The sequence below is a fragment of the Methyloversatilis discipulorum genome (genome assembly GCF_000527135.1).
Classification (GTDB): Bacteria; Pseudomonadota; Gammaproteobacteria; order Burkholderiales; family Rhodocyclaceae; genus Methyloversatilis; species Methyloversatilis discipulorum.
The window spans coordinates 3437810-3457505 of the sequence record NZ_AZUP01000001.1; the positions used below are offsets into that span (position 1 = coordinate 3437810).

A 19696-nucleotide genomic window follows, 5' to 3' on the forward strand; every position below is an offset into this window, starting at 1 on the left:
GTGATCGGGCGTTTGTGCTTCCAGACTCACTCCCGTACATCCCAACAACCCCTCAAACGACCAAATCCGGACCACAATCCGTCACATGGCCGACCAAAACACACCACGCGCCTTCTCCGGTATCGACCGGCTGTACGGCAACGGCGCCTACGCAAAACTCAGAAAATCCAGCATCACCATCGTCGGTGTCGGCGGCGTCGGTTCATGGACCACCGAAGCCATCGCACGACACGGAATACAAAACATCAATATCATCGACCTCGATAACGTCGCCGAGTCGAATATCAACCGGCAGTTGCAGGCCCTGCAATCGACCCTCGGGATGGCCAAGGTCGATGCCATCGCCCAGCGCATCGCGTTGATCAATCCGGAATCCAGCGTGGCATGCGTCGAGGATTTCCTGACGCCGGACAATGCAGGCGACTTGCTGTCGTCGAAACCCGATGCGGTGATCGACTGCACGGATCGGACGGCAGCGAAAGTGGCGATGGCGGAATATTGTCATCAGGCGGGCATCCCGCTGTTCATGGCTGGAGCCGCAGGCGGACGTACCGATCCGACGCGCATCCGTCACGCCGATCTCGGCGCCACTCAGGGCGATGCATTGCTCGCACGCGTGCGCGCTTTGTTGCGCCGTAACGCGCGGATGAACGTGTCGCGCAAAGAGCATTTCGGTATCGAAGCCGTCTATTCGGCGGAAGCGATGCGCAAGCCGGTGGCGGAGGCCTGCGATGCGGGCGCCGCGCCACAGGGGCTGAACTGCGCTGGTTACGGTTCCAGCGTCTGTGTCACAGCCGGCTTCGGTTTCGCGCTGGCTGCACGCGCGATAGAACATCTGCTGAAACAGTGAGCGCAACACTTCAAGCGGAAACACCGCTACACTGCGCCTGCGCCGTGCCAATAGGCGCTTTCCCTTGTCTCCCTGACAAGAGGAGGCATGAGCCTCCCTTCCGGAATCCACACCCTGTCTGCCTGTATTGGTGTCACTCAGCTTGAGCGACGGGCCGTCGCTGGAGAACTGTTTGAACACTGAAGTCGATTTCGCCGGGCTTGGCCTGGCCGAGCCCCTGCTGCGCGCCATTTCCGAAGAAGGCTATACGCAGCCCACACCGATCCAGCAGAAAGCCATTCCGCTCGTGATGGCCGGGCGCGACCTGCTCGCTGCCGCACAGACCGGCACCGGCAAGACCGCCGGTTTCACCCTCCCCATCCTGCACACCTTGATCAACCGTCCGGCCAGCATTCCGGCGGGACGGCCACGCGTACTGGTCCTTACGCCGACGCGCGAACTCGCGGCTCAGGTCGAGGAGTCGGTCCGCACCTACGGCGCGCACGCCAAGCTGCGTTCCATGGTCATGTTCGGCGGCGTGGGCATGAACCCGCAGTTGCAGGCGCTGAAGCAGCGCGTCGACATCCTGGTTGCCACGCCCGGTCGTTTGCTTGACCACCTTGGCGAGAAGACGCTGGATCTGTCCGGCGTTGAAATCTTCGTGCTCGACGAAGCGGATCGCATGCTGGACATGGGTTTCATCCGTGACATCCGCAAGGTGATCGCTGCGCTGCCGAAGGCGCGCCAGACCTTGCTGTTTTCGGCGACCTTTTCGCCCGAGATCCGCGAACTCGCGCACGGCATGCTGAACGATGCCGCCGAGGTGGAGGTTGCGGCGCGCAACACCACCGCCGAGCGCGTCGATCAGGGCGTCTATATGGTTGAGCAGAAGCAGAAGCGTCATCTGCTGGCGCATCTGATCAACAAGGGCGAATGGTCACAGGTACTGGTGTTCACGCGCACCAAACATGGTGCCAACCGTCTGGCCGAACAGCTCGACAAACAGGGCATCACCGCCGCTGCCATCCACGGCAACAAGAGCCAGAACGCCCGCACCAAAGCGCTGGCTGACTTCAAGACGAATACGCTGCGCGTGCTGGTCGCTACCGATATCGCGGCGCGTGGTCTGGACATCGACCAGCTGCCGCACGTGGTGAATTTCGAACTGCCGAACGTACCCGAAGACTACGTGCACCGCATCGGTCGCACCGGTCGAGCCGGCGCCAGCGGCGCCGCGGTGTCGCTGGTCGATCGCGAAGAAGTAAAGCTGTTGACAGCCATCGAAAAGGTGACCCGGCAGTCGATTCCGCGCGTGACGGCTGAGGGTTTCGTGCCGGTCGCCGGCGCCAGCGAGGAGCCGGATCGCGGCCCCCGTCCGCAGGGGCGAGGTGGTCGTGGAGACGGCGCGGCACGCAGCAAGCCGGCATCAGGCAACGGACAGCCGCCGCGTCAGGGTCAGCAACCGCGGCCTGCCGGTGATCGTCCGGCGCGTACTCCGCAGAACAAGCCGGCTGCACGTGGCAACGGCAATCCGGGCCGCCCGCAGAGCAGGAGTGGCGGCGCCAATGGCAACGTTGCGAACGGCAACCGCGCGCCGGTGCGCTCGCACGACGATGACGACGACAATCGCGGCAATCGCATCCAGCCGGCGGCCAAGCCGCCGCGTGAGGTCAATGGCAACGTGATGCCGCGCGGCAACGAGGCGCGACGTCCGCAACAGCCGGCGCTGTTCTCGCGCAACCGCAGCGGACAGCGATAACATCACGCCATTTGCATGAAGGGCTAGGGGCGACCGCGTGCGTGACGATGCACTGAAAGTGCTGAAGGACGTCTTCGGCCATCCCGGTTTCCGCGGTGCGCAGGGCGAGATCGTCGAGCACGTCGCGGCCGGTGGCGACGCCCTGGTGCTGATGCCGACAGGCGGCGGCAAGTCGCTGTGCTACCAGGTGCCGGCGCTGCTGCGCCCAGGTACGGCAGTCGTCGTGTCGCCACTGATCGCGTTGATGCAGGACCAGGTCGCCGCGATGACCCAACTGGGCGTACGCGCCGCCTTCCTCAATTCCACGCTCGATCTCGATCAGGTGCGCGCGGTCGAGCGCAGCCTGCTCGATGGAGCGCTCGATCTGCTCTACGTCGCCCCTGAGCGGCTCAACACCCCGCGCTGCCTCGATCTGCTGAGTCATATCCGGCCGGCGTTGTTTGCCATCGATGAGGCGCACTGCGTCGCGCAATGGGGGCACGACTTCCGTCCGGAGTACCTGCAGCTTTCCGTGCTGCACGAGCGCTTCCCGGAAGTGCCGCGCATCGCGCTCACCGCCACCGCCGATCCGGCGACGCGCACCGAAATCATCGACCGTCTCGCGCTGCACGACGCACGCGTGTTCGTGTCCAGCTTCGACCGGCCAAACATCCGCTACACCATCGTAGACAAGGACGACGCGCGCAAGCAGTTGCTGCGCTTCATCCGTAACGAGCATCCGGACGATGCCGGCATCGTCTATTGCCTGTCGCGCAAGAAAGTGGACGAGACGGCGGAATGGCTGCTCGCGCAGGGCATCAAGGCGCTCCCTTACCACGCCGGCATGGACGCGGCGACGCGTGCAACGCATCAGGCCCGCTTCCAGCGAGAGGAGGGTATCGTGGTCGTTGCCACCATCGCCTTTGGCATGGGCATAGACAAGCCGGACGTACGCTTCGTCGCCCACCTCGATCTGCCACGTTCGATCGAGGGCTATTACCAGGAGACCGGACGTGCCGGCCGCGATGGCGGCGCCGCCGACGCCTGGATGGCCTATGGTCTGGCCGACGTCGTGCAGCAGCGCCGATTCATCGATCAGTCGGAGGGCAGCGAAGCCTTCCGCCGCATCTCAAGCAGCAAGCTCGACGCGCTGCTGGGCCTGTGCGAAACCGCTCAGTGCCGGCGCGTCCATCTGCTTGCCTATTTCGGTGAGCAGGGACAACCCTGCGGGAACTGCGATAACTGCCTGACGCCGCCCGAAACCTGGGACGCGACGGTGGCCACACAGAAGGCGCTGTCAGCGATCTATCGCACCGGCAACCGCTTCGGCGTCACCCACCTGATCGACGTGCTGCGTGGCAAGGACACCGAGCGCATCCGTCAATGGGGGCATGACAAGTTGAGCGTGCATGGCGTCGGCAAGGCCGAGGACGACAACCTGTGGCGCGGCGTTTTCCGTCAGCTGGTCGCGCTCGGACTGGCGCGCGTCGATCACGAATCCTATGGTGCACTGGTGCTGACTGAGGCCGCCCGCCCGGTACTGCGCGGCGAACAGCCGGTGATGATGCGGCGCATCGCCGAGAAGGCCCGTGAATCGGTGGCGCGGCGCACGCGCAGCGTCACCCCGGTGTCGATGGACGGCGTCGACGCCAATCTGCTGGCGGCGCTGAAAGCGTGGCGGCTGGACGAGGCGAAAACCCAATCGGTTCCGGCCTACGTCATCCTGCACGACAGCACGCTGATCGAACTGGCGCGCAAACGCCCGGCCGATCTCGATGACCTGACCGACATACCGGGCTTTGGTGCACGCAAGGTCGAGCGCTACGGCGACTCTCTTGTCGAGTTGATCTCGGGCTTCGACTAAGGGCATATTGCACTGCAATAGTGCTTTGTCGGCTTCGTGCCCCGATGTGACGCAGGCCCGACGATAGGATGCATGCCTGAATCTATTTAAAACAACGGTTTGTCGCCAATAGGTCGTTGGTCTGGATATTGCATAGTGCATCACTGACTTCGTTATTGAAGCTGGGAGGGCATCATGCGTTGCAACATTCGACCACTCCTTTTCGTCGTCGCCTGCGCGCTGACACAACCGCTGACTGTCTGGTCGGCAGCACCCGATTGCCGTGCGAGCAGCCAGGATCCGCTGGCTGCGGAGTCGTGTGCGGCGCATGCGCGGTCCGCTTATCCGCTGGCGCACCTGTTCGAAAATCCTTCGGAATCCAGAACCAGTCTCGCGCTGGCAGCACTGCTGTTGGGCGGCATGGCGATGCGCGCCCGCGTGCGCTGAGCGAGCCGCCGCCGGACGTCACTCAGCCTCGATGCGGATGAAGCCGTCGCGGTTCGGCATCCGGACGGCCGGCAGGGTGCGCGCGTCCATTACGGCGTCTGCGCCAACCACGCCGTTGATGTGCAGCAGCCAGGCGCTCAGCGCATACACCTCGTCGGCATTCAGTGTGCCGGGCGCGGTCATTGGTTTGGCGCGACGGATGAAGTCGAACAGCGTCGTTGCGTAGGGCCAGTAGCTGCCTATTGTCTTGTCGGCCGCCGGTGTGTTCAGCGGGCGTGTCGCGCCTGCCAGTTCCTCGGCGCTGCCGCCGCGCGCGTCCTTGCCGTGGCAGGCAGCGCAGTGGCGGGCAAACAGCGCGGCGCCCTCGCTCACCGTTCCGCGGCCGGGCGGAAGGCCGCGACCGTCCGGGAATACGTTCAGTTGCTGCCGGGCGAGTGCGGCGCCGTCGACCGCCTGCCCGAGCCGCGGCGCCTCGACCGCGTTCGGCGTCGCGACGCAGGCACTCAGCAGCAGCGACGACAGCAGTGCTGCTGCGCGTTCAGTATGTGTGCGTGACCAGCCCATCGTCCTCGACTGCCCAGGCAACGATTGCGTTGTAGTGGAAATAACCGGCGCGCCCGCGCTCGGCGACCAGTGCCGCGCGCTCCGGCTGCAGATTGCCGTGCTCGTCGGTGGCGCGGCTCTTGAGCACCGCAGGTTTGCCGTCCCAGCGCCACGGTATGCGGAAACGGGTCAGGCAGCGTGGCAGCGCCGGCGATTCGAGCGCGGCGTCGGCCCAGCTCTTGCCGCCATCCGCCGACACTTCGACCCGCCGGATGCGGCCGTGTCCGCTCCACGCCAGCCCGCTCACCTGATAGACGTCGGGGCGCGGCAGTGTCTGGCCGTGCGACGGTGACGTGATGAGCGACTTGCAGTCCATCGTGAAGGTGAACTGGCGCGCCTTGCCGGAGGGCTGCAATTCGGTGTACTTCGACGTTTCGTTGCGCGACATCACCGGCTGGTCGGTCACTTCGAGCCGCTGCAGCCATTTGACGTGCAGCACGCCCTCCCAGCCAGGCACGATGAGGCGCATCGGGTAGCCGTTCTCCGGACGCAGCCGTTCCCCGTTCTGGTACAGCCCGATCAGGCAGTCGTCGCGTATCTTGGTCAGCGGGATGCTCATGTTCATCGCACCCGCGTCAGCACCTTCGGCGATCACCCACGACGCGCCGGCATCGACACCGGCCTCGTCGAGCAGAATGGACAGCGGCACGCCGGTCCATTCGGCGCAGGACAGCAGCCCATGCACGGAGCCGGCCGATCGCTGTATCGGCTCGCCATGCCAGCCTGCGTTGCTGTTGCCGCCGCACTCGATGAACAGCATCTGCGAACGCATCGGGTAGCGCAGCAGCGATTTCACGTCGAAGCTCAGCGCTTGGCGCACAAGACCGTGCACGACAAGTCTGTGGCGCGCCGGGTCGATCTGCGGCACGCCGTTGTGATGGCGTTCGAAATGCAGGCCGTTCGGCGTGATGATGCCTTCGAGTTCCTCCAGTGGCGTAAAGGACACGCCGTTGCCGGCGACCGCGCGATTGGCGCCGATGCGTCGCGCCGTCAGGCGCTCGTGCGATGAGGGTTGGCCATAGGGCGTGAAGGGTGCGCCCGGCGTGTGCAGCCAGGGAAGCTCGTCAGCGGCCTGCGTCTCCGCCGCAGCCGCGGCCGTTGCCAGTGCCAGCCCGCGACGCAGGAAGAGCCGGCGATCGAGCAGGCCGCCGCCGGCGACTTCCGGCAAGGTGTGGAGATCGGGCCGCTGGCGGGGCATGGGATCAGAGGAAGAGCGTCAGCACGCCGGTGTAGCCATACAGCTGGTCGTGCGAAATTTCGCCGCCGGCGAAAAAACCGGCTACCGGCATGCCGGGAAATGCCTCCTCCAGCATCTCGGGCTCGGTGTTGTCGTCGCCGAACATGTGCGCGCCGCGTGCGGCGCAGGAGATGTAAAGCGCCGCGAGCGGCGGCTGCTCCAGTGTCGCACGCAGGTCGTTCAGCATGCGCTGCATGTCAGCGCGCGCACAGTCGGCGTCGCGCCGGTAGAAGCGCAGCCTCTGTCCAACCTCGACCGTGTCGTTGATGGCGATCAGACCGTTGCCGGGGTCGAGGCCGATCACGTTGCGCACGCGGAATTCGGCCTCGTCTCGTCCAGTCACGCCCAGTCCGGGCAGGATGTAGCGCGCCGCCCGCCGCAGATCCTGGCCGAGCGAGGTGCCGGCCGCTTCGAGGAAGGCGTCCAGCGCGGGGCGGCCGTTGATTTCGGTGATGACGTTCTGGTCGCAGGCGGTGACGACATGGGTTTCGCCGACCGCGCAGCAGCCCTGCGTCAGGCGCGTCATGATGGAAACCTGCTCGTTGAAGGCGACGCCGCTGATGCCGCCGCGCAGGGCACCGTTGGCGATCATCGGTGCCTGTCCGCGCGCCAGCGCCAGCCCGCCGGTGACGAAGCCGCTCGACACCTTGGTGGCCATGTCGGCGACCAGATCCGCCATGTCCGGCGTTGCCGGATCGGCGTGCACCACGGCGAAGTAGGGCTGCTCGGGGGCGGCGTCGGTGCCCAGCGCGTTGGGCAGGCGCTCGCGGCCTGAGAACACGCGGAAGCTGCCCTCCGGCAGGCTGCCCACCAGCAGCGAAAGGCCAGGCCGGTCCTGTGCCGCGATGGCGCGGCCGATGACGCCGACCGAGCTGGTGCCGACCCAGTTCTCGATGCCGGTGAGCCGGGTCAGGCGCTCGAACATTTCCTGCAGGTCGCCGCCGTAGTGATCGGCGAAGTAGACGAAGCCGAGGTTGGCGTCCTCAGGCATGTCGAGCGCCGACAGTGCCAGGTCCATCGCGACCGGCCAGTCTTCGTGGAAGGCCGAACTGGCAGCGAATCGGGCCATCCGCAGTACCTCAGCCTCCGCCGGAGGGCGGCGGCGTGTCGTCGCCCGCTGCGGTCGACGACGGATGTGCGGCACCCGCGTTCTGCATCAGCGTCCACGGCCACATGGCGGCGTTGCCGAATGCCTGCATCGGGTTTTGTGCCGGGTCCTGTGCATGCGCTGCGCCAGCGGCCGCTGCGCTGGTGGCGCTGGCCGCCATCGCCTGCATGGTGGCCAGCGTCGCGCGCTGTACCTCCAGGCCCTGGATGCTGGTCTGCAGCATGCTGAGGTTCATGCGCAGCCAGCCTTCGACCGCCTTCAGGTCGGTGATGCGCTTGTCCAGTTCGCCGACGTCGAGCGTCGGGGTGACGAAACCGGGTACCGGGAAGGGCATCTGCCCCCATACGGAACGCAGGAATTCCATCGGGTCGTACTGTGAGGAGTCGCTGGCCATGGCATCACCTGTGTCGGTCTGTGTGCGCCAAGCATAGCGCGCCGTGCCTCGCCGGGGGACACAAAAGAAAACGCGGCCACTGCGGGCCGCGTGAAGGGAGACACAACGTGCACAACGCCTTCATTCTTGTGCAGCGGCGCTGGCAGCGGCAATCGTCCGTTCGGCTTAAGCCGAAGCGACCTGCTCCTTCAGCTTGAACTGGATCAGCGTGCGCAGCTTGGCTGGCATCACCGGCTTGAGCAGCAGGTGATGGCCGAGGTCCTTCGCCTCTTCCAGGCGCTCCGGTGTTGCGCTGCCGGTGACCAGGATGGCCGGAATGTCGACGCCGAAATGCCGGCGCACCGCCGCCACCACATCCGGCCCGACTTCGCCGTCGCGCAACTGGTAGTCGGCGATGATGAGGTCGGGCGGTGTGCCGCGTTCGGTCACGCTGTTCATCGCTTCCTCGTGCTTGCTGGCGATCAGCGTCTGCGCGCCCCAGCTGCCGAGCAGCGCGGCCATGCCATTGACGATGCTGGCCTCGTCGTCGATGACCAGGATGCAACGACCGCCGAGGTCGGCCTGGCTGCGCTCGGTGCGCACTGCGGTGGCGCGGACTACCGGGGCGCGGCCCATCGGTACGTCGATGCGGAACACGGTGCCTCGACCGGGGCGCGACGCCAGGCTGACCGGATGCCCCAGCAGGGCCGACAATCTCTGCACGATGGACAGGCCGAGGCCCAGGCCCTTGCGCCGGTCGCGTTCGGCATTGGCCAGCTGCACGAACTCCTCGAAGATGCGGCTCTGGTCGTCCGGTGCGATGCCCATGCCGGTGTCCCACACCTCGAAACGCAGTCCGTTACGGCGCACGCGCGTGCTGACCAGCACGCCGCCCGCCGGCGTGTAGCGCATCGCGTTCGAAATGAGGTTGCGCAGGATGCGTTCGAGCAGCACCGGGTCGCTGCGCACCCAGGCGGCGCGCGAGCGGATGCGGAAGGCCAGGCCACGATCGAAGGCTTCCGGTTCGAAATCCATGCGCAGCCGGTCGAACAGGGCGCTGACCGACACATCGGTGATTTCCGGCTTCACCTTGCCGGCGTCGATCTTCGAAATGTCGAGCAGCTCGTTGAACAGTCCTTCCAGCGCCTCGACCGAACTGCTGATGCTGGTGACCAGATTCGCCACCTCCGGCTCGTGCGCCTTGGCCGACAGCGCGGCGGCGAACAGGCCCATCGCGTGCAGCGGCTGGCGCAGGTCGTGGCTGGCCGCGGCGAAGAACTGGCTCTTGGCGCGGCTGGCCTGGTCGGCGCGGTCACGTGCTTCCGACAGCTCGATGTTCTGTGACTCAAGGCGGCGACTGAGCACCTCGTTGGCATAACGGCTGCGCAGCGCACGCTCGATCAGTGCGTTGAAATTCTTGCCGACCCGCCACAGCGCGATCATCAGCACGGACACGATGAAGGCTACCAGCAGGTCGTGTCGGCTGCCCTCCCAGATGTAGCGCGCGATCACCGGCAGCAGCGTGGCACCGAGGAAGGTGTAGTAGCTGGGCAGGTGCATCGAGGTCAGCGCGGCCGCGACGCCGCACACCGACACCAGCAGCGACATCAGCACGATCTGCTGTTCCGGCGCTTCCGGACTGAAGAACAGCCACAGCGTCGAACTCCACAGCACGCCGGAAATGGCGGCGCCGATCAGCCAGTAGGTGCCCCAGCGCGGCGCGCTGGCGGCGTCCGGTGCGGCACGTCTGTACTGGCGCAGCAGCACCAGACGCGACACCTGGTTGGCCATCGACAGCACGAACCACAGTGCGACCGTCCATAGCGGGGCGGTGTCATATACCGTCCAGGCGACCAGCAGCGTGCCGAGGATCTGACCACCGAAGGCAGTGCCCAGGTTGGCGTACAGCATCTGGATCTGCGTTGCCACGACCTGACGGTCGAGCTGGGCCTGTTCGCCCGGCTCCAGCCGCGCCGCCGCGTCGCCGCGCTCGCGCGTCAGCGACTCGATGGTCGTGTCTTCGGGCAGCACGACCGGAGGCGTCATCTGGCTCATGGTGTCGAGCCCGGCGTTCCGAGCTTCAGTCCGATGCGGCTCGCAGCCAGCACCGCCTGCGTGCGGTTGCTGGCGCCAAGCGCCTTCAGGATGGCGGTGATGTGCACCTTGACCGTGCCTTCGGCCAGATTCAGTTCGCGACAGATTTCCTTGTTCGGCTTGCCCTGCACCATCAGAGTCAGCACTTCCGCCTGACGCTCGGTCAGGCCGATGTCGGAAGCGGTCTGCGGTCGCCGTGGCGCCTCTTCCTGGCGCGGCGCACCGAGGCCCAGTTCGCCGACGATGGCCTGGCGCGGCACGTAGACGCCGCCGGACAGCACCAGGCGCAGCGCGCCGAGCAGTACTTCGTTGGTGCTCGATTTCGGAATGAAGCCCATCGCGCCCTCGTCGAGCGCCGCCAGAACCGTGTCCGAATCGTCGAAACCCGACAGTACGACGATGGGCAGCGCCGGATGTGCGCCGCGGAAGGTCTGCAGCGCGCTCATGCCGCGGCAGCCCGGCAGCGTCAGATCGAGCAGGGCGAGGTCGAGATCGGGGTGCTCGTCGGCCAGCCGCAGACCGCCTTCGCAATCTGGCGCGTCGTACAGACGGATGTCGGCCGCAAGGCCCGGCAGCACGTGGCGCAGCGCTTCGCGTATCAGCGGGTGATCGTCAACGATCAGTATCTTCATGGGTGTCCGGGGCCATCACATCGTCAGCGCCTGAAAGTGCTTCGCGCATCGGAGACGTCAATGATGGCGGAAAGTAGCGCAACTCGGGATCTGTATTATTACTTTAGTCGTAGTCCGCTTGGATGAACTGCACCGCGACGGTGCGCAATTACACTCAGGCAGCCCGCCGCTGGCTCACACCGTGCCGAGGCGGAGCACATCGACACGTCATCGGGAGGTGCTGTTTGGGCTGTCTGCTCATCGTCGAAGATCATGCGCTGGTGCGCGAAGGCATGGCCCAGACGCTGGCGCGGCTGGGTGCGGAGTGGTGCGTGATCGAGGCGTCCGACGCGGCGCAGGCGCTGGCCGTGATCGACGGCGGTGCCGAGGTCGATCTGGTGCTGACCGACCTGATGCTGCCCGGCATGAACGGCTTTTCTCTGCTCGCCACGCTGCGCGAACGCGATCCGTCGCTGCCGGTGGTGGTGGTGTCCGCGCTGAGCGACAAGGCGACGGTGTCGCGTGCGATGCGCCAGGGCGCGTCGGGCTTCGTGTCGAAAGGCGATTCGGGCGACCAGCTGGTACAGGCGGTCCGCCTGGTACTCGACGGCGGCCTCTATACCCCGCCCGAGCGTCGCCCGCCCAACGCGCGGGCCGGGCGCACGTCGGCGACGATACGCCCGAGTCCGGCCGACGACTACGGTCTGACACAGGCGCAGACGCGGGTGCTGCACCTGCTGGCCGAGGGGCGTTCCAATCGCGAGATCGCCGAGTCGCTCGGCCTGGCCGAAGGTACGGTCAAGGTGCACGTGACGCGCATCTTCAAGGCGATGAAGGTGACGTCTCGTGCGCAGGTACTGATCGCGCTGGCACAGCGCGGTACGCGCCGCGAGAACTGAGCGCGGGCCGCACGCAGGGCGCGTCCCGCAGCGACCGGTTCAGTGTGTGGTGGTGCTGCCCATCGTCGCTTCGACGCTGCTCCGTGACTGGGCCGGCAGCGCATGTTCCATCGCGTCCTCGGCGTCGATATCCACTTCTTCGTGGTCGATGCGCAGGATGTCCAGCACCGGTGCGGCGACACGGCGACAGGCGTTGGCCAGCGGCGACGGCAGGCTGTCCGGGATGCGCTTCTGCAGCAGCTGCTTCGACGACGAGATCGCGAACACCGGTTCCAGGATGCGAGTGCGGTACTGACCGAGCTGGCTTTCGATCAGCTTGTCGGCCGCTTCGCGCGCCCACGGATTGGTCGGCCACTGGGTCGGGATGGCCAGTGCGCGCGGGAAGGTTTCCAGATCCTGCTGCACGGTGCGGATGTCCTCGTGCGAGTCGCGGAAGGGCAGCAGCACCAGATGGGCGAGTCCGTACAGGTGGCGGTCCATTTCGCTGCGGTTGGCGCCGCCGTCGATCACGCCTATCCACTTGTTCAGGCCGCGTATCTTGTCCACCACCTTGGCCAGCGCATCGCGCGAACGCGCGTCGGCGGTCAGATAGCGGCGGCCTTCCGGGTCCAGCGGCTCGCGACCGATGTCGGTCAGCACGCAGACCGAGCGCTGGTTCAGCAGCCCCAGACCCTGACACAGCATGTGTGAAAGCGTGGTCTTGCCGGTGCCGCCCTTGTTGCCGATCACGCAGATGATTTCAGCCATTTCGTGTTCTCCACCTACCGGGGTTCGAGCAACGATTATTCCGCGATCAGGCGTGCGCCATCGGCGGGAACTGCAGTCGAAACCGGTTCCATTTCCGCGACCGGGCGGCCATTCTTGCCGCGTCGTCCGGCAAATGTGTACACATATAGCGCACGCGCGGCCGGATCGCCGTCGATGACGCGGTCGGCCGCCATGCCGGGAATTTCGAAGCTGTTGGCAATCAGCTGCCCATCCGCCTTCATTTCCAGCGCCGCCTTGCGACCCAGCCGAGGCATAGGCACCGGCGACAGGAAGGCATAGACGATATCGAACTGCCCGAGCGGCACCGACCACAGGTCGTCGCGCCGTATCGTCACATTGGGCAGATGGCGGTTGCGCCAGCGGGCGATCAGCCAGGGCAGCGGCGCGTTCTCGACGCCGGTGAAATGGCAGTCGGGCCGCGACATGGCGAGCCGGCGCAGCAGTTCGCCGGTACCGCAGCCGAGGTCGACCAGGTGGATGGCGCGCTCCTGCGGCAGCGCCTGCAGCAGCGCGCGGGCGGTCGCCTGGTTGGTCAGGAACAGCGGCACCCGGCTGCGGAAGGTGGACCAGAACACCGCCGACAGCAGCAGGAAGGCGAACAGATACCAGGCCGGTGCGATGTCCAGCATGCGGGCGCCGACCACCAGCGGCGAGAACAGCAGGTGGATCACCACCCACCAGCGCGGTGCCTTCAGGGTCAGCGCGAAGGCGGCCGCGATGCCCGCCTGCATGACGACGATGGCGCCGATGCCGGCTGGTGGCGTTACCGTGTAGCGTAGCGCGAACACGGCAACGATCCAGGACACGAGCTGTATGGCGAGGGCGCGGAACAGGTGCATAGCGAGGCCGCCGTGCGGGAAGTCGATGCCCTTACAGTAGCCGAGACGCGGCGGGCGCAGCCAACGATTAGCGCGCGCAATGACCCGCATTCCCGCGATTTGGCGTCAGCTGCGGGTGGCTTCTTCCAGCTTCTGCAGCCAGTGCAGCGCGTGCACGCGGTCGCCTCCGCACATCTCCGCCGACGCCTGCAGCCCGCCGCAGCAGGCCGGGCGCTCGGGCGAACCGAAGATGGCGCAGCGCAGGTCTTCGGTCAGCTGCACGCAGCGCACGCCGGCCGGCTTGCCGTCCGGCATTCCGGGGATGGGGCTGGAGATCGACGGCGCGATGCAGCAGGCGCCACAGCCGTCCCGGCACCGCAGCACCTCAGTCATCGAGCGCCTCCAGCAGGCGGCGCACCGGCGCCGGCAAAGCCGCAGAGGTAGCGTCGGCGCGTGGCTGCCAGTGCAGCGACGAGTCCGCGACGAAGGCGCTGCGCGCGTCGGCCTCGACGCGCAGTGGGACCAGATGCAGTTCGAAGTGGGTGAAGCCGTGGATCACCGGCGCCATCGTCTGCACCGCGCGTCCGGCGATGCCGTGCGACGCCAGCCATTGCGCCGCTTCGTTCAGCGCTTCGGGCAAGGTCTGCGCAGCCAGTTCGGGCAGGCTGAGCAGGCCGCCCCAGATGCCGTGTCCGGGCCGGCGTTCGAGCAGCACCGCGTCCGGTGTCGTCACCAGCAGCGCGTGGCGCAGTCGCTGCGGACGCAGCTTCGCCGGGCGCGGCGACGGCAGTTCGCGTTGTCGGCCCTGCAGGCGCGCTTCGCAGCGCGCCGCGACCGGACAGGCCTCGCAGCGCGGCCGGTTGCGCGTGCATACGGTGGCACCCAGATCCATCAGCGCCTGCGTATAGACTCCGCCGTCGCGCGTCGGCATCAGCGCGTGCGCCAGTCCCCACATGCGCTGTTCGACTGCACGCGTGCCGGGGAAACCGTCGATGCCGAAGACGCGGGCGAATACGCGCTTCACGTTGCCGTCGAGTATCGGTGCGTGCGCGCCGAAGCAGAAGGTGGCAATGGCCGAGGCGGTCGAGCGGCCGATGCCGGGCAGGCTTTCGATGTCCTCGACGGTGGTGGGAAAGCGGCCGCCGAAGCGCGTCATCACCTCGCGCGCGGCGCGGTGCAGGTTGCGCGCGCGGGCGTAGTAGCCGAGGCCGCTCCAGTGCTCCATCACCGTCGCTTCGTCGGCGGCCGCCAGTGCGGCCAGCGTCGGAAAGCGCTGCATGAAGCGGCCGTAGTAGCCGATCACCGTCTGCACCTGTGTCTGCTGCAGCATGATTTCCGACACCCAGACGCCGTAGGCGTCGCCGGTCTGCCAGGGCAGGTCGTGCCGGCCGTGCAGGCGCTGCCAGCGCACCAGCGTGGCAGCGAAATCGTCGCTGACGGCTACCTCTGAGGGAGTATTCATGGGCGCGGATTGTAGGCCGTGATGCAAAAGCGGCGATAATCCGTGCTCACTTGCATGCAGCCCGCCCGATGAATCTTCCCGCCGTCCCCGTCCCGCGCCGTCCGGTGCCCGTCTCCGTTCGTCCGCATGGAGCGGTGCGATGAGCAATCCCGCGCACGACAGCCGTGCCTTCCGCGATGCGCTGGGCCTGTTCGCGACCGGCATCACGGTGGTTACCACGCGCGCGCCGGGCGGCGAAGCGGTAGGCCTGACCGTCAATTCCTTCAACTCGGTGTCGCTCGATCCGCCGCTGGTGCTGTGGAGCCTGTCGCTCGGTTCGCCGAGCGAGGCGGCGTTCCGCGCCTGCTCGCACTACGCGGTGCATGTGCTGGGCGAAAGCCAGCAGGCGCTGTCGCGTCAGTTCGCCAGCAGCCGCGAACAGCGCTTCGCCGGTGTACAGACGACCGACGGCCTTGGCGGCGCACCGCTGATCGAAGGCTGCCTGGCGCGCTTCGAATGCCGCAACGACATCCAGTACGCCGGCGGTGACCACCTCATCTTCGTCGGTCGCGTCGAGCGCTTCGAGCGCAGCGCGGGCGATCCGCTGCTGTATTTCGGTGGCGGCTACCGCGGCATCCGCCAGCCCTGATCACCAGACGTAGCCCAGACCCAGCAGCAGCGTCGAGTCGGTCGCTTTGCGGCCGGGCGCCGGCGTGCGTTCCCAGTCGGCGTTGAGCTGGGCCGAGGCGGTGATGCCACCGGCGATCGGCAGGCGCACGCCGGTCTTGGTCCGGATGGTCAGGAAGTCGTCGTCGGACAGGCTCCAGAAGCCGTCCTGGTCGTGGAACAGTTCGGCCCGCCGGTCGAACACCCAGTGCGAGGCGCGCACGCCCCAGCCGGCGGCCGGATAGTCCTCGTCCATGCCGACGTCGCGATCGAGATTGACGTGGTCTAGACCAGCACGCAGCGACAGCCTCGTCGTGTCGTCGTTGTACAGCTGCCAGCCGTAACCGGCACCGGTCGTCGTCCGCAGCTGGATGTCCTTGAACTTGTCCTGTTCCAGCGACAGGCGAGCGTAGATGAAGTTGTCGTCATCGACGAAGTGGTCATAGTTGCCGTCGAACAGCCACTGCTGCGCGGTCCGCACGCCGCGGTCCTTGCGCCGGTCCACCTTCATGCCCAGTCCCCAGGCGTAGCCCTTGGCCCGCGCATTCAGGCCGGCGTCACCATACACCCGGTCGTTCTCTGAATTGCCGCGCACCATGGCCGCCGACAGGTTCACCCGGCCGTTGTAGCTCACGCCGTTGCCCGACTGTTCCGGCGTCGGATTGATGTAGGCGATGTCGTCGCGTGCCACCGGCGCGCTGCCGGTGGCGCTCGACACCTCGACCTTGTCCGGCGTGCTCGGTGACAGCTGGGCCTTGTTGAGCAGGTCGCCGTCGCGCGTCATCACGGTGAGCGCTTCGTCAGTGCGCACGCTGGTGACCTGGTCCCAGCGCAGCTTCACCTCTCCGGCATATTCGGTGGCGATGATCAGTTCGTTGTCCGCCTTGCTGACGATGCGTCCGCTCAGGCGGTCACCGTTGGCGAGCAGCACCTCGTCGGCGCTGGCGGAGGTGGCGCCGAGCAGCGCCGGAATCAGGATGGAAAGGCAGTGCGGCAGGCGGCGCAATCGCATGGTGGGTTCTCCCGGATTGTGTGGCGTGCATGCCGGCGAACGGCGTCGGCCGGCGGCGATGGATGGATCAGGCGATCCGTTACAGCGGGGGTGTTACGAGGGGGTGCGGTTCAACAGGCAAGCCAGTCTAGCGGCGCAACTGCCATACGGCTGTAGGAGAAGGGGAAGCGGGGATCGCAGAGGTGGGGTGGAGCGGGTGAAGGGAATCGAACCCTCGTCTTAAGCTTGGGAAGCTTCAGCTCTGCCATTGAGCTACACCCGCATCGCTGCTCCGGCAGGTGCCGGAGCGCTGCGGATTGTACGCCGGATGCGTGTCTACTTCACCTCGATGGTCGCTCGCATGCCTGCTTCGGCCTGCGAGCGCTTCGACATTACGTCGTCGAACTTGCCGGTGCGTATCGGCAGGAACCACCACTCGACGCTGTGACCGGGTGCCACCTCGATGCGCCGGATCGGACCGTAGATTTCGGCCACCACCTTGCCGGCGGCGTCCTTGGCGACGACCTTGCGGGTGTAGACGGCATCGGCCAGACCATTCGAGCCGAAGTAATAGGGCTCGCTGCCGGTGTTCTCGATGCGCATGGCGTAGAGGCGGCCGGTTTCGAGCGTCAGCGTGTCCGGCGTGAAGCGGTGCTGGCCCTTGTCGATGCCCATCTGGATGGTGACGTTCGTCGCTTCCTGCTTGCCCAGATCGCCGGCGGCAAGGGCGGCAAGCGGCGACAGGAAAAGTACGGCGGCGATGCAGTATCGGTTCATCGGGCACTCCGTGGATGGACTGTCGCAGAGAGTCGTGCCAGCGCAGGCAGTTCCCGTCCGCTCGCGCGGACGGGCATTTCCGGACCGTGACGGAACTGGATCAGAAGTCCCAGCGCACGCCGGCGATCACCTGCCGCGGCCGGTTCACGTGGATGCCGTTCACGCGGCTCACGATATAGGTGCGGTCGGTCAGGTTGGCGGCACTGAGGAACAACGTCATGCCTTGCGGCTTCAGGCGGTAGTTGGCCGATGCGTTGAATATGGTCTGCGCATCGATCTCGCCCGACTGGCCGTCCGGCAGCGGCGTCTTCGAATTCAGGCCGTCGGTGTATTGCTCGCTGATGTGCTCGACGCCCAGCCGCATGTCGAAGCCGGACGCGTGCTCGTAGCCGATCGCCGCCGCCAGCAGGTGGCGCGGCGCGTACGGCGTGCGGTTGCCATTGACATTGACCTCGCCGATTTCGTTGCGCGCGGCGTCATAAACGGTGTTCAGCACGTCGTTCTCGAAGCGCGCCGTCCACAGATGCGTGTACGAGCCCTTCAGATAGACGTTGTGCGCGCTGCCGTTCATGCGGCCGAAGTCGATGCGGCCGCCCAGTTCCAGGCCTTCCTTGCGGGTTTCGCCGCCGTTGGCGAAGGTCTGGCCGAGGCCGAGCGACTGGCCGGGCACGATCTGGTTCTTGAAGTCGATGCGGAACAGCGTCGCTTCGAGCTGCACACCCTTGAGCGGCGCCGAGCGCATGCCCAGCTCGTAGTTGGTGCTCAGCTCCGGGCTCACCGCCACGTAGTCGGCGTCGAACGGCGACAGCGTGGCGTCCGGGCGCGGCGGCGCAAAGCCGCGATGCACGCCGGCGAATACCGTGGTGTCGGGCAGGCCGAACCAGGTCACGCCGAAACCGGGCAGCACCTTGTCGTTCTTGTCGGACAGGCGGGCATTGACCGGGTTGAAGTCCTCGGTCGAGGCGCTGAAGGTCTGCCGGTACTGTTCGTAACGCACGCCCGGCGTCAGCGACCAGTTGCCGACGTAGAAGGTGTTCTGCACATAGCCGGACAGCGCGTCGGTCTTGATGCGGAAGTCGTCTCGCAGCAGCGTGCCGATCGAATTCTCGCGCGCGGTCGAGAAGGCGCCGTTGTAGCGCTTGCGGCTCACGTCTTCCCAGTGCAGGCGCACGCCCATCACCAGTTCGTTCTGGATGCCGAAGGTGGTGTGCTTCAGGTCCAGCCGCGGCTCGATGCCGAAGGTTTCGTAGCTGCGCGGACGCATGTTGTTGCCGCACAGGCGGGCGAAATCCTCAAAGCCGTTCGGCACCGTGTAATCGATGTTCGCCGGGCAGGCGCCGGACAGCGGCACCGGATCGCCGTCACGCAGCGTTTCCAGTTCGTCCTCTTCGGCGATGGCGTCGAGCTGGCGGTAGGAGGCGCGATCCACCTTGCTGTAATACATATTGGTGGTCAGCTTCGCCTCCTCGTTGATCTGGAAGGTATGCACCGCCTGCGCGGCGTTGCGTTCCAGTTTGAAGCGGTCGTCGCGGAAGGGATTGGCGTAGGGGTCGCGCTCGTAGCGGGCCTGATCGAGGCCGGCTTCGCCGAACTTCGAGTCTTCCTCGAAGTAGCCGTACTTCAGCATCAGCGTGTTGCGCGCATTCAGGTTCAGCAGCGCCTTGATCGAAACGTCGGTCATCTTGTGCTCGTTGCCGCGGCGGGTGCCGTCGCCTTCCTTCTGGGTGGCGCTGAGCAGCACGCCACCCCAGTCGCCGCCGGTACCGACGCTGGCTGAAAGACCGTAGAAGTCGCGGCTGCCGGCCGACGCCTGCACCGAGCCCTGGAAGGTGCGCGGTACGTCCTGGGTGACGAAGTTGATCACGCCGCCCACCGTCTGCGGGCCGTGCACGATCTGGCCCGAGCCCTTGATGACTTCGATGCGGCGGATGCGCTCCAGCGGCGTGTGGTAGTGCGTGGTCGGGTCGGCGTAGGGCGCGAGCTGTATCGGGGCGCCGTCCTCCAGCAGCAGCGTGCGGCTGCTGCGGCGCGGATCGAGGCCGCGCACGCCGATGTTCAGGTTCAGGCCGAAGGCGTCCTCGCCGACCACATGCACGCCCGGTGCTTCGCGTACCGCTTCCATGATCGACAGCGGGCGCTGCGCTTCGAGCTGTTCGGGACCGATTGCATGGACCGAGCCGGGAATGGCTTCGAGCCGGTCGGGCAGCGCTTCGATCACGGTGATCGCAGGCAGCGCGGTCGGGCTGCTCTGGGCATGGGCGGTTGCGCCAATGCAGCCGATGGCCAGCGCGATCAGGGTGGGGGCGGGGCTCCTCGCGATTCTTCTGGTTCTCACGTCTCTGATTTCTCCGTTGTCGCGCGCGAACGCCTGTGCATGCGAGTGCACCGGCAGACGGCACGGGGTGGCTTTGTTGTGCGCCCGGGCGCACCTTCTTGCGGGTGCATGGGGCCGA

General features: G+C 66.5%; 18 protein-coding genes and 1 tRNA gene. 5 read left to right on the forward strand and 14 right to left on the reverse strand.

Going from position 1 to position 19696, the window contains the following annotated elements; all coding sequences use genetic code 11:
* The first annotated feature begins 85 nt into the window (after positions 1 to 85).
* From METFAM1_RS0116115 to recQ, 3 genes are all read left to right on the forward strand, one after another.
* Positions 86 to 850 (forward strand): tRNA threonylcarbamoyladenosine dehydratase, encoded by a 765-nt coding sequence (locus METFAM1_RS0116115; RefSeq protein ID WP_019916449.1) that lies wholly within the window; start codon positions 86 to 88, stop codon positions 848 to 850.
* 172 nt (positions 851 to 1022) lie between these two features.
* Complete coding sequence (locus tag METFAM1_RS0116120) at positions 1023 to 2588, forward strand: DEAD/DEAH box helicase (protein ID WP_024300765.1); 1566 nt, start codon at positions 1023 to 1025, stop codon at positions 2586 to 2588.
* 37 nt (positions 2589 to 2625) lie between these two features.
* Positions 2626 to 4431, forward strand: coding sequence for a DNA helicase RecQ (gene recQ / locus METFAM1_RS0116125; RefSeq protein WP_019916451.1), 1806 nt, complete (start codon positions 2626 to 2628; stop codon positions 4429 to 4431).
* A gap of 444 nt (positions 4432 to 4875) precedes the next feature.
* Here the strand turns inward: recQ and METFAM1_RS0116135 are convergent, their stop codons facing one another.
* From METFAM1_RS0116135 to METFAM1_RS0116160, 6 genes are all read right to left on the reverse strand, one after another.
* Positions 4876 to 5421 carry a c-type cytochrome gene (locus tag METFAM1_RS0116135; protein WP_019916453.1) on the reverse strand — a complete coding sequence of 182 codons (546 nt, stop codon included), beginning with the start codon at positions 5419 to 5421 and terminating at the stop codon, positions 4876 to 4878.
* Positions 5396 to 6658 (reverse strand): sulfite dehydrogenase, encoded by a 1263-nt coding sequence (soxC, locus tag METFAM1_RS0116140; protein ID WP_019916454.1) that lies wholly within the window; start codon positions 6656 to 6658, stop codon positions 5396 to 5398. The genes METFAM1_RS0116135 and soxC overlap by 26 nt, the downstream gene beginning before the upstream one ends.
* 4 nt (positions 6659 to 6662) lie before the next feature.
* Positions 6663 to 7766 carry an FIST signal transduction protein gene (locus METFAM1_RS0116145; RefSeq protein WP_019916455.1) on the reverse strand — a complete coding sequence of 368 codons (1104 nt, stop codon included), beginning with the start codon at positions 7764 to 7766 and terminating at the stop codon, positions 6663 to 6665.
* A gap of 10 nt (positions 7767 to 7776) precedes the next feature.
* Positions 7777 to 8199, reverse strand: coding sequence for a PhaM family polyhydroxyalkanoate granule multifunctional regulatory protein (locus tag METFAM1_RS0116150; protein ID WP_020647601.1), 423 nt, complete (start codon positions 8197 to 8199; stop codon positions 7777 to 7779).
* 165 nt (positions 8200 to 8364) lie between these two features.
* The gene (locus METFAM1_RS0116155; protein WP_019916459.1) at positions 8365 to 10233 is read right to left on the reverse strand and encodes an ATP-binding response regulator; all 1869 of its coding nucleotides are present in this window, start codon (positions 10231 to 10233) and stop codon (positions 8365 to 8367) included.
* Positions 10230 to 10904: a response regulator gene (locus METFAM1_RS0116160; protein WP_019916460.1), complete on the reverse strand. Its 675-nt coding sequence runs from the start codon at positions 10902 to 10904 to the stop codon at positions 10230 to 10232. The genes METFAM1_RS0116155 and METFAM1_RS0116160 overlap by 4 nt, the downstream gene beginning before the upstream one ends.
* Before the next feature lie 224 nt (positions 10905 to 11128).
* Between METFAM1_RS0116160 and METFAM1_RS0116165 the strand changes: the two genes are divergently transcribed.
* Positions 11129 to 11782 (forward strand): response regulator, encoded by a 654-nt coding sequence (locus METFAM1_RS0116165; protein WP_019916461.1) that lies wholly within the window; start codon positions 11129 to 11131, stop codon positions 11780 to 11782.
* Between the two features lie 39 nt (positions 11783 to 11821).
* Here METFAM1_RS0116165 and METFAM1_RS0116170 read toward each other — a convergent pair whose 3' ends face one another.
* The 4 genes from METFAM1_RS0116170 to mutY all read right to left on the reverse strand — a co-directional run bounded on the left by METFAM1_RS0116170 (position 11822) and on the right by mutY (position 14830).
* Positions 11822 to 12529, reverse strand: a complete 708-nt coding sequence (locus METFAM1_RS0116170; protein ID WP_019916462.1) for a P-loop NTPase family protein — start codon at positions 12527 to 12529, stop codon at positions 11822 to 11824.
* Positions 12530 to 12564: 35 nt separating this feature from the next.
* Entirely contained in the window at positions 12565 to 13389 is an 825-nt protein-coding gene (locus METFAM1_RS0116175; RefSeq protein ID WP_019916463.1) for a class I SAM-dependent methyltransferase, read from the reverse strand.
* A gap of 105 nt (positions 13390 to 13494) precedes the next feature.
* Positions 13495 to 13761 carry a YkgJ family cysteine cluster protein gene (locus METFAM1_RS0116180; RefSeq protein ID WP_027490941.1) on the reverse strand — a complete coding sequence of 89 codons (267 nt, stop codon included), beginning with the start codon at positions 13759 to 13761 and terminating at the stop codon, positions 13495 to 13497.
* Complete coding sequence (gene mutY / locus METFAM1_RS0116185; protein ID WP_019916465.1) at positions 13754 to 14830, reverse strand: A/G-specific adenine glycosylase; 1077 nt, start codon at positions 14828 to 14830, stop codon at positions 13754 to 13756. Before mutY ends, METFAM1_RS0116180 begins: the two co-directional genes overlap by 8 nt.
* Before the next feature lie 139 nt (positions 14831 to 14969).
* Between mutY and METFAM1_RS0116190 the strand changes: the two genes are divergently transcribed.
* Positions 14970 to 15458: a flavin reductase family protein gene (locus tag METFAM1_RS0116190; protein ID WP_019916466.1), complete on the forward strand. Its 489-nt coding sequence runs from the start codon at positions 14970 to 14972 to the stop codon at positions 15456 to 15458.
* Here METFAM1_RS0116190 and METFAM1_RS0116195 read toward each other — a convergent pair whose 3' ends face one another.
* The 4 genes from METFAM1_RS0116195 to METFAM1_RS0116210 all read right to left on the reverse strand — a co-directional run bounded on the left by METFAM1_RS0116195 (position 15459) and on the right by METFAM1_RS0116210 (position 19578).
* Complete coding sequence (locus tag METFAM1_RS0116195; RefSeq protein ID WP_019916467.1) at positions 15459 to 16487, reverse strand: DUF481 domain-containing protein; 1029 nt, start codon at positions 16485 to 16487, stop codon at positions 15459 to 15461.
* A gap of 188 nt (positions 16488 to 16675) precedes the next feature.
* Positions 16676 to 16749 (reverse strand) — tRNA-Gly (locus METFAM1_RS0116200).
* Positions 16750 to 16802: 53 nt separating this feature from the next.
* Complete coding sequence (locus tag METFAM1_RS0116205) at positions 16803 to 17243, reverse strand: cupredoxin domain-containing protein (protein ID WP_019916468.1); 441 nt, start codon at positions 17241 to 17243, stop codon at positions 16803 to 16805.
* Positions 17244 to 17343: 100 nt separating this feature from the next.
* Positions 17344 to 19578, reverse strand: coding sequence for a TonB-dependent receptor family protein (locus METFAM1_RS0116210; protein WP_024300766.1), 2235 nt, complete (start codon positions 19576 to 19578; stop codon positions 17344 to 17346).
* Positions 19579 to 19696: the final 118 nt, after the last annotated feature.

Coding starts and splice junctions, on each gene's coding strand:
- METFAM1_RS0116180 (WP_027490941.1), bottom strand. CDS start 13,761: ATGACTGAGGTGCTGCGGTGCCGGGACGGCTGTGGCGCCTGCTGCATC.
- METFAM1_RS0116155 (WP_019916459.1), bottom strand. CDS start 10,233: ATGAGCCAGATGACGCCTCCGGTCGTGCTGCCCGAAGACACGACCATC.
- METFAM1_RS0116150 (WP_020647601.1), bottom strand. CDS start 8,199: ATGGCCAGCGACTCCTCACAGTACGACCCGATGGAATTCCTGCGTTCC.
- METFAM1_RS0116205 (WP_019916468.1), bottom strand. CDS start 17,243: ATGAACCGATACTGCATCGCCGCCGTACTTTTCCTGTCGCCGCTTGCC.
- METFAM1_RS0116160 (WP_019916460.1), bottom strand. CDS start 10,904: ATGAAGATACTGATCGTTGACGATCACCCGCTGATACGCGAAGCGCTG.
- METFAM1_RS0116170 (WP_019916462.1), bottom strand. CDS start 12,529: ATGGCTGAAATCATCTGCGTGATCGGCAACAAGGGCGGCACCGGCAAG.
- METFAM1_RS0116135 (WP_019916453.1), bottom strand. CDS start 5,421: ATGGGCTGGTCACGCACACATACTGAACGCGCAGCAGCACTGCTGTCG.
- METFAM1_RS0116145 (WP_019916455.1), bottom strand. CDS start 7,766: ATGGCCCGATTCGCTGCCAGTTCGGCCTTCCACGAAGACTGGCCGGTC.
- mutY (WP_019916465.1), bottom strand. CDS start 14,830: ATGAATACTCCCTCAGAGGTAGCCGTCAGCGACGATTTCGCTGCCACG.
- METFAM1_RS0116115 (WP_019916449.1), top strand. CDS start 86: ATGGCCGACCAAAACACACCACGCGCCTTCTCCGGTATCGACCGGCTG.
- METFAM1_RS0116190 (WP_019916466.1), top strand. CDS start 14,970: ATGAGCAATCCCGCGCACGACAGCCGTGCCTTCCGCGATGCGCTGGGC.
- soxC (WP_019916454.1), bottom strand. CDS start 6,658: ATGCCCCGCCAGCGGCCCGATCTCCACACCTTGCCGGAAGTCGCCGGC.
- METFAM1_RS0116175 (WP_019916463.1), bottom strand. CDS start 13,389: ATGCACCTGTTCCGCGCCCTCGCCATACAGCTCGTGTCCTGGATCGTT.
- METFAM1_RS0116195 (WP_019916467.1), bottom strand. CDS start 16,487: ATGCGATTGCGCCGCCTGCCGCACTGCCTTTCCATCCTGATTCCGGCG.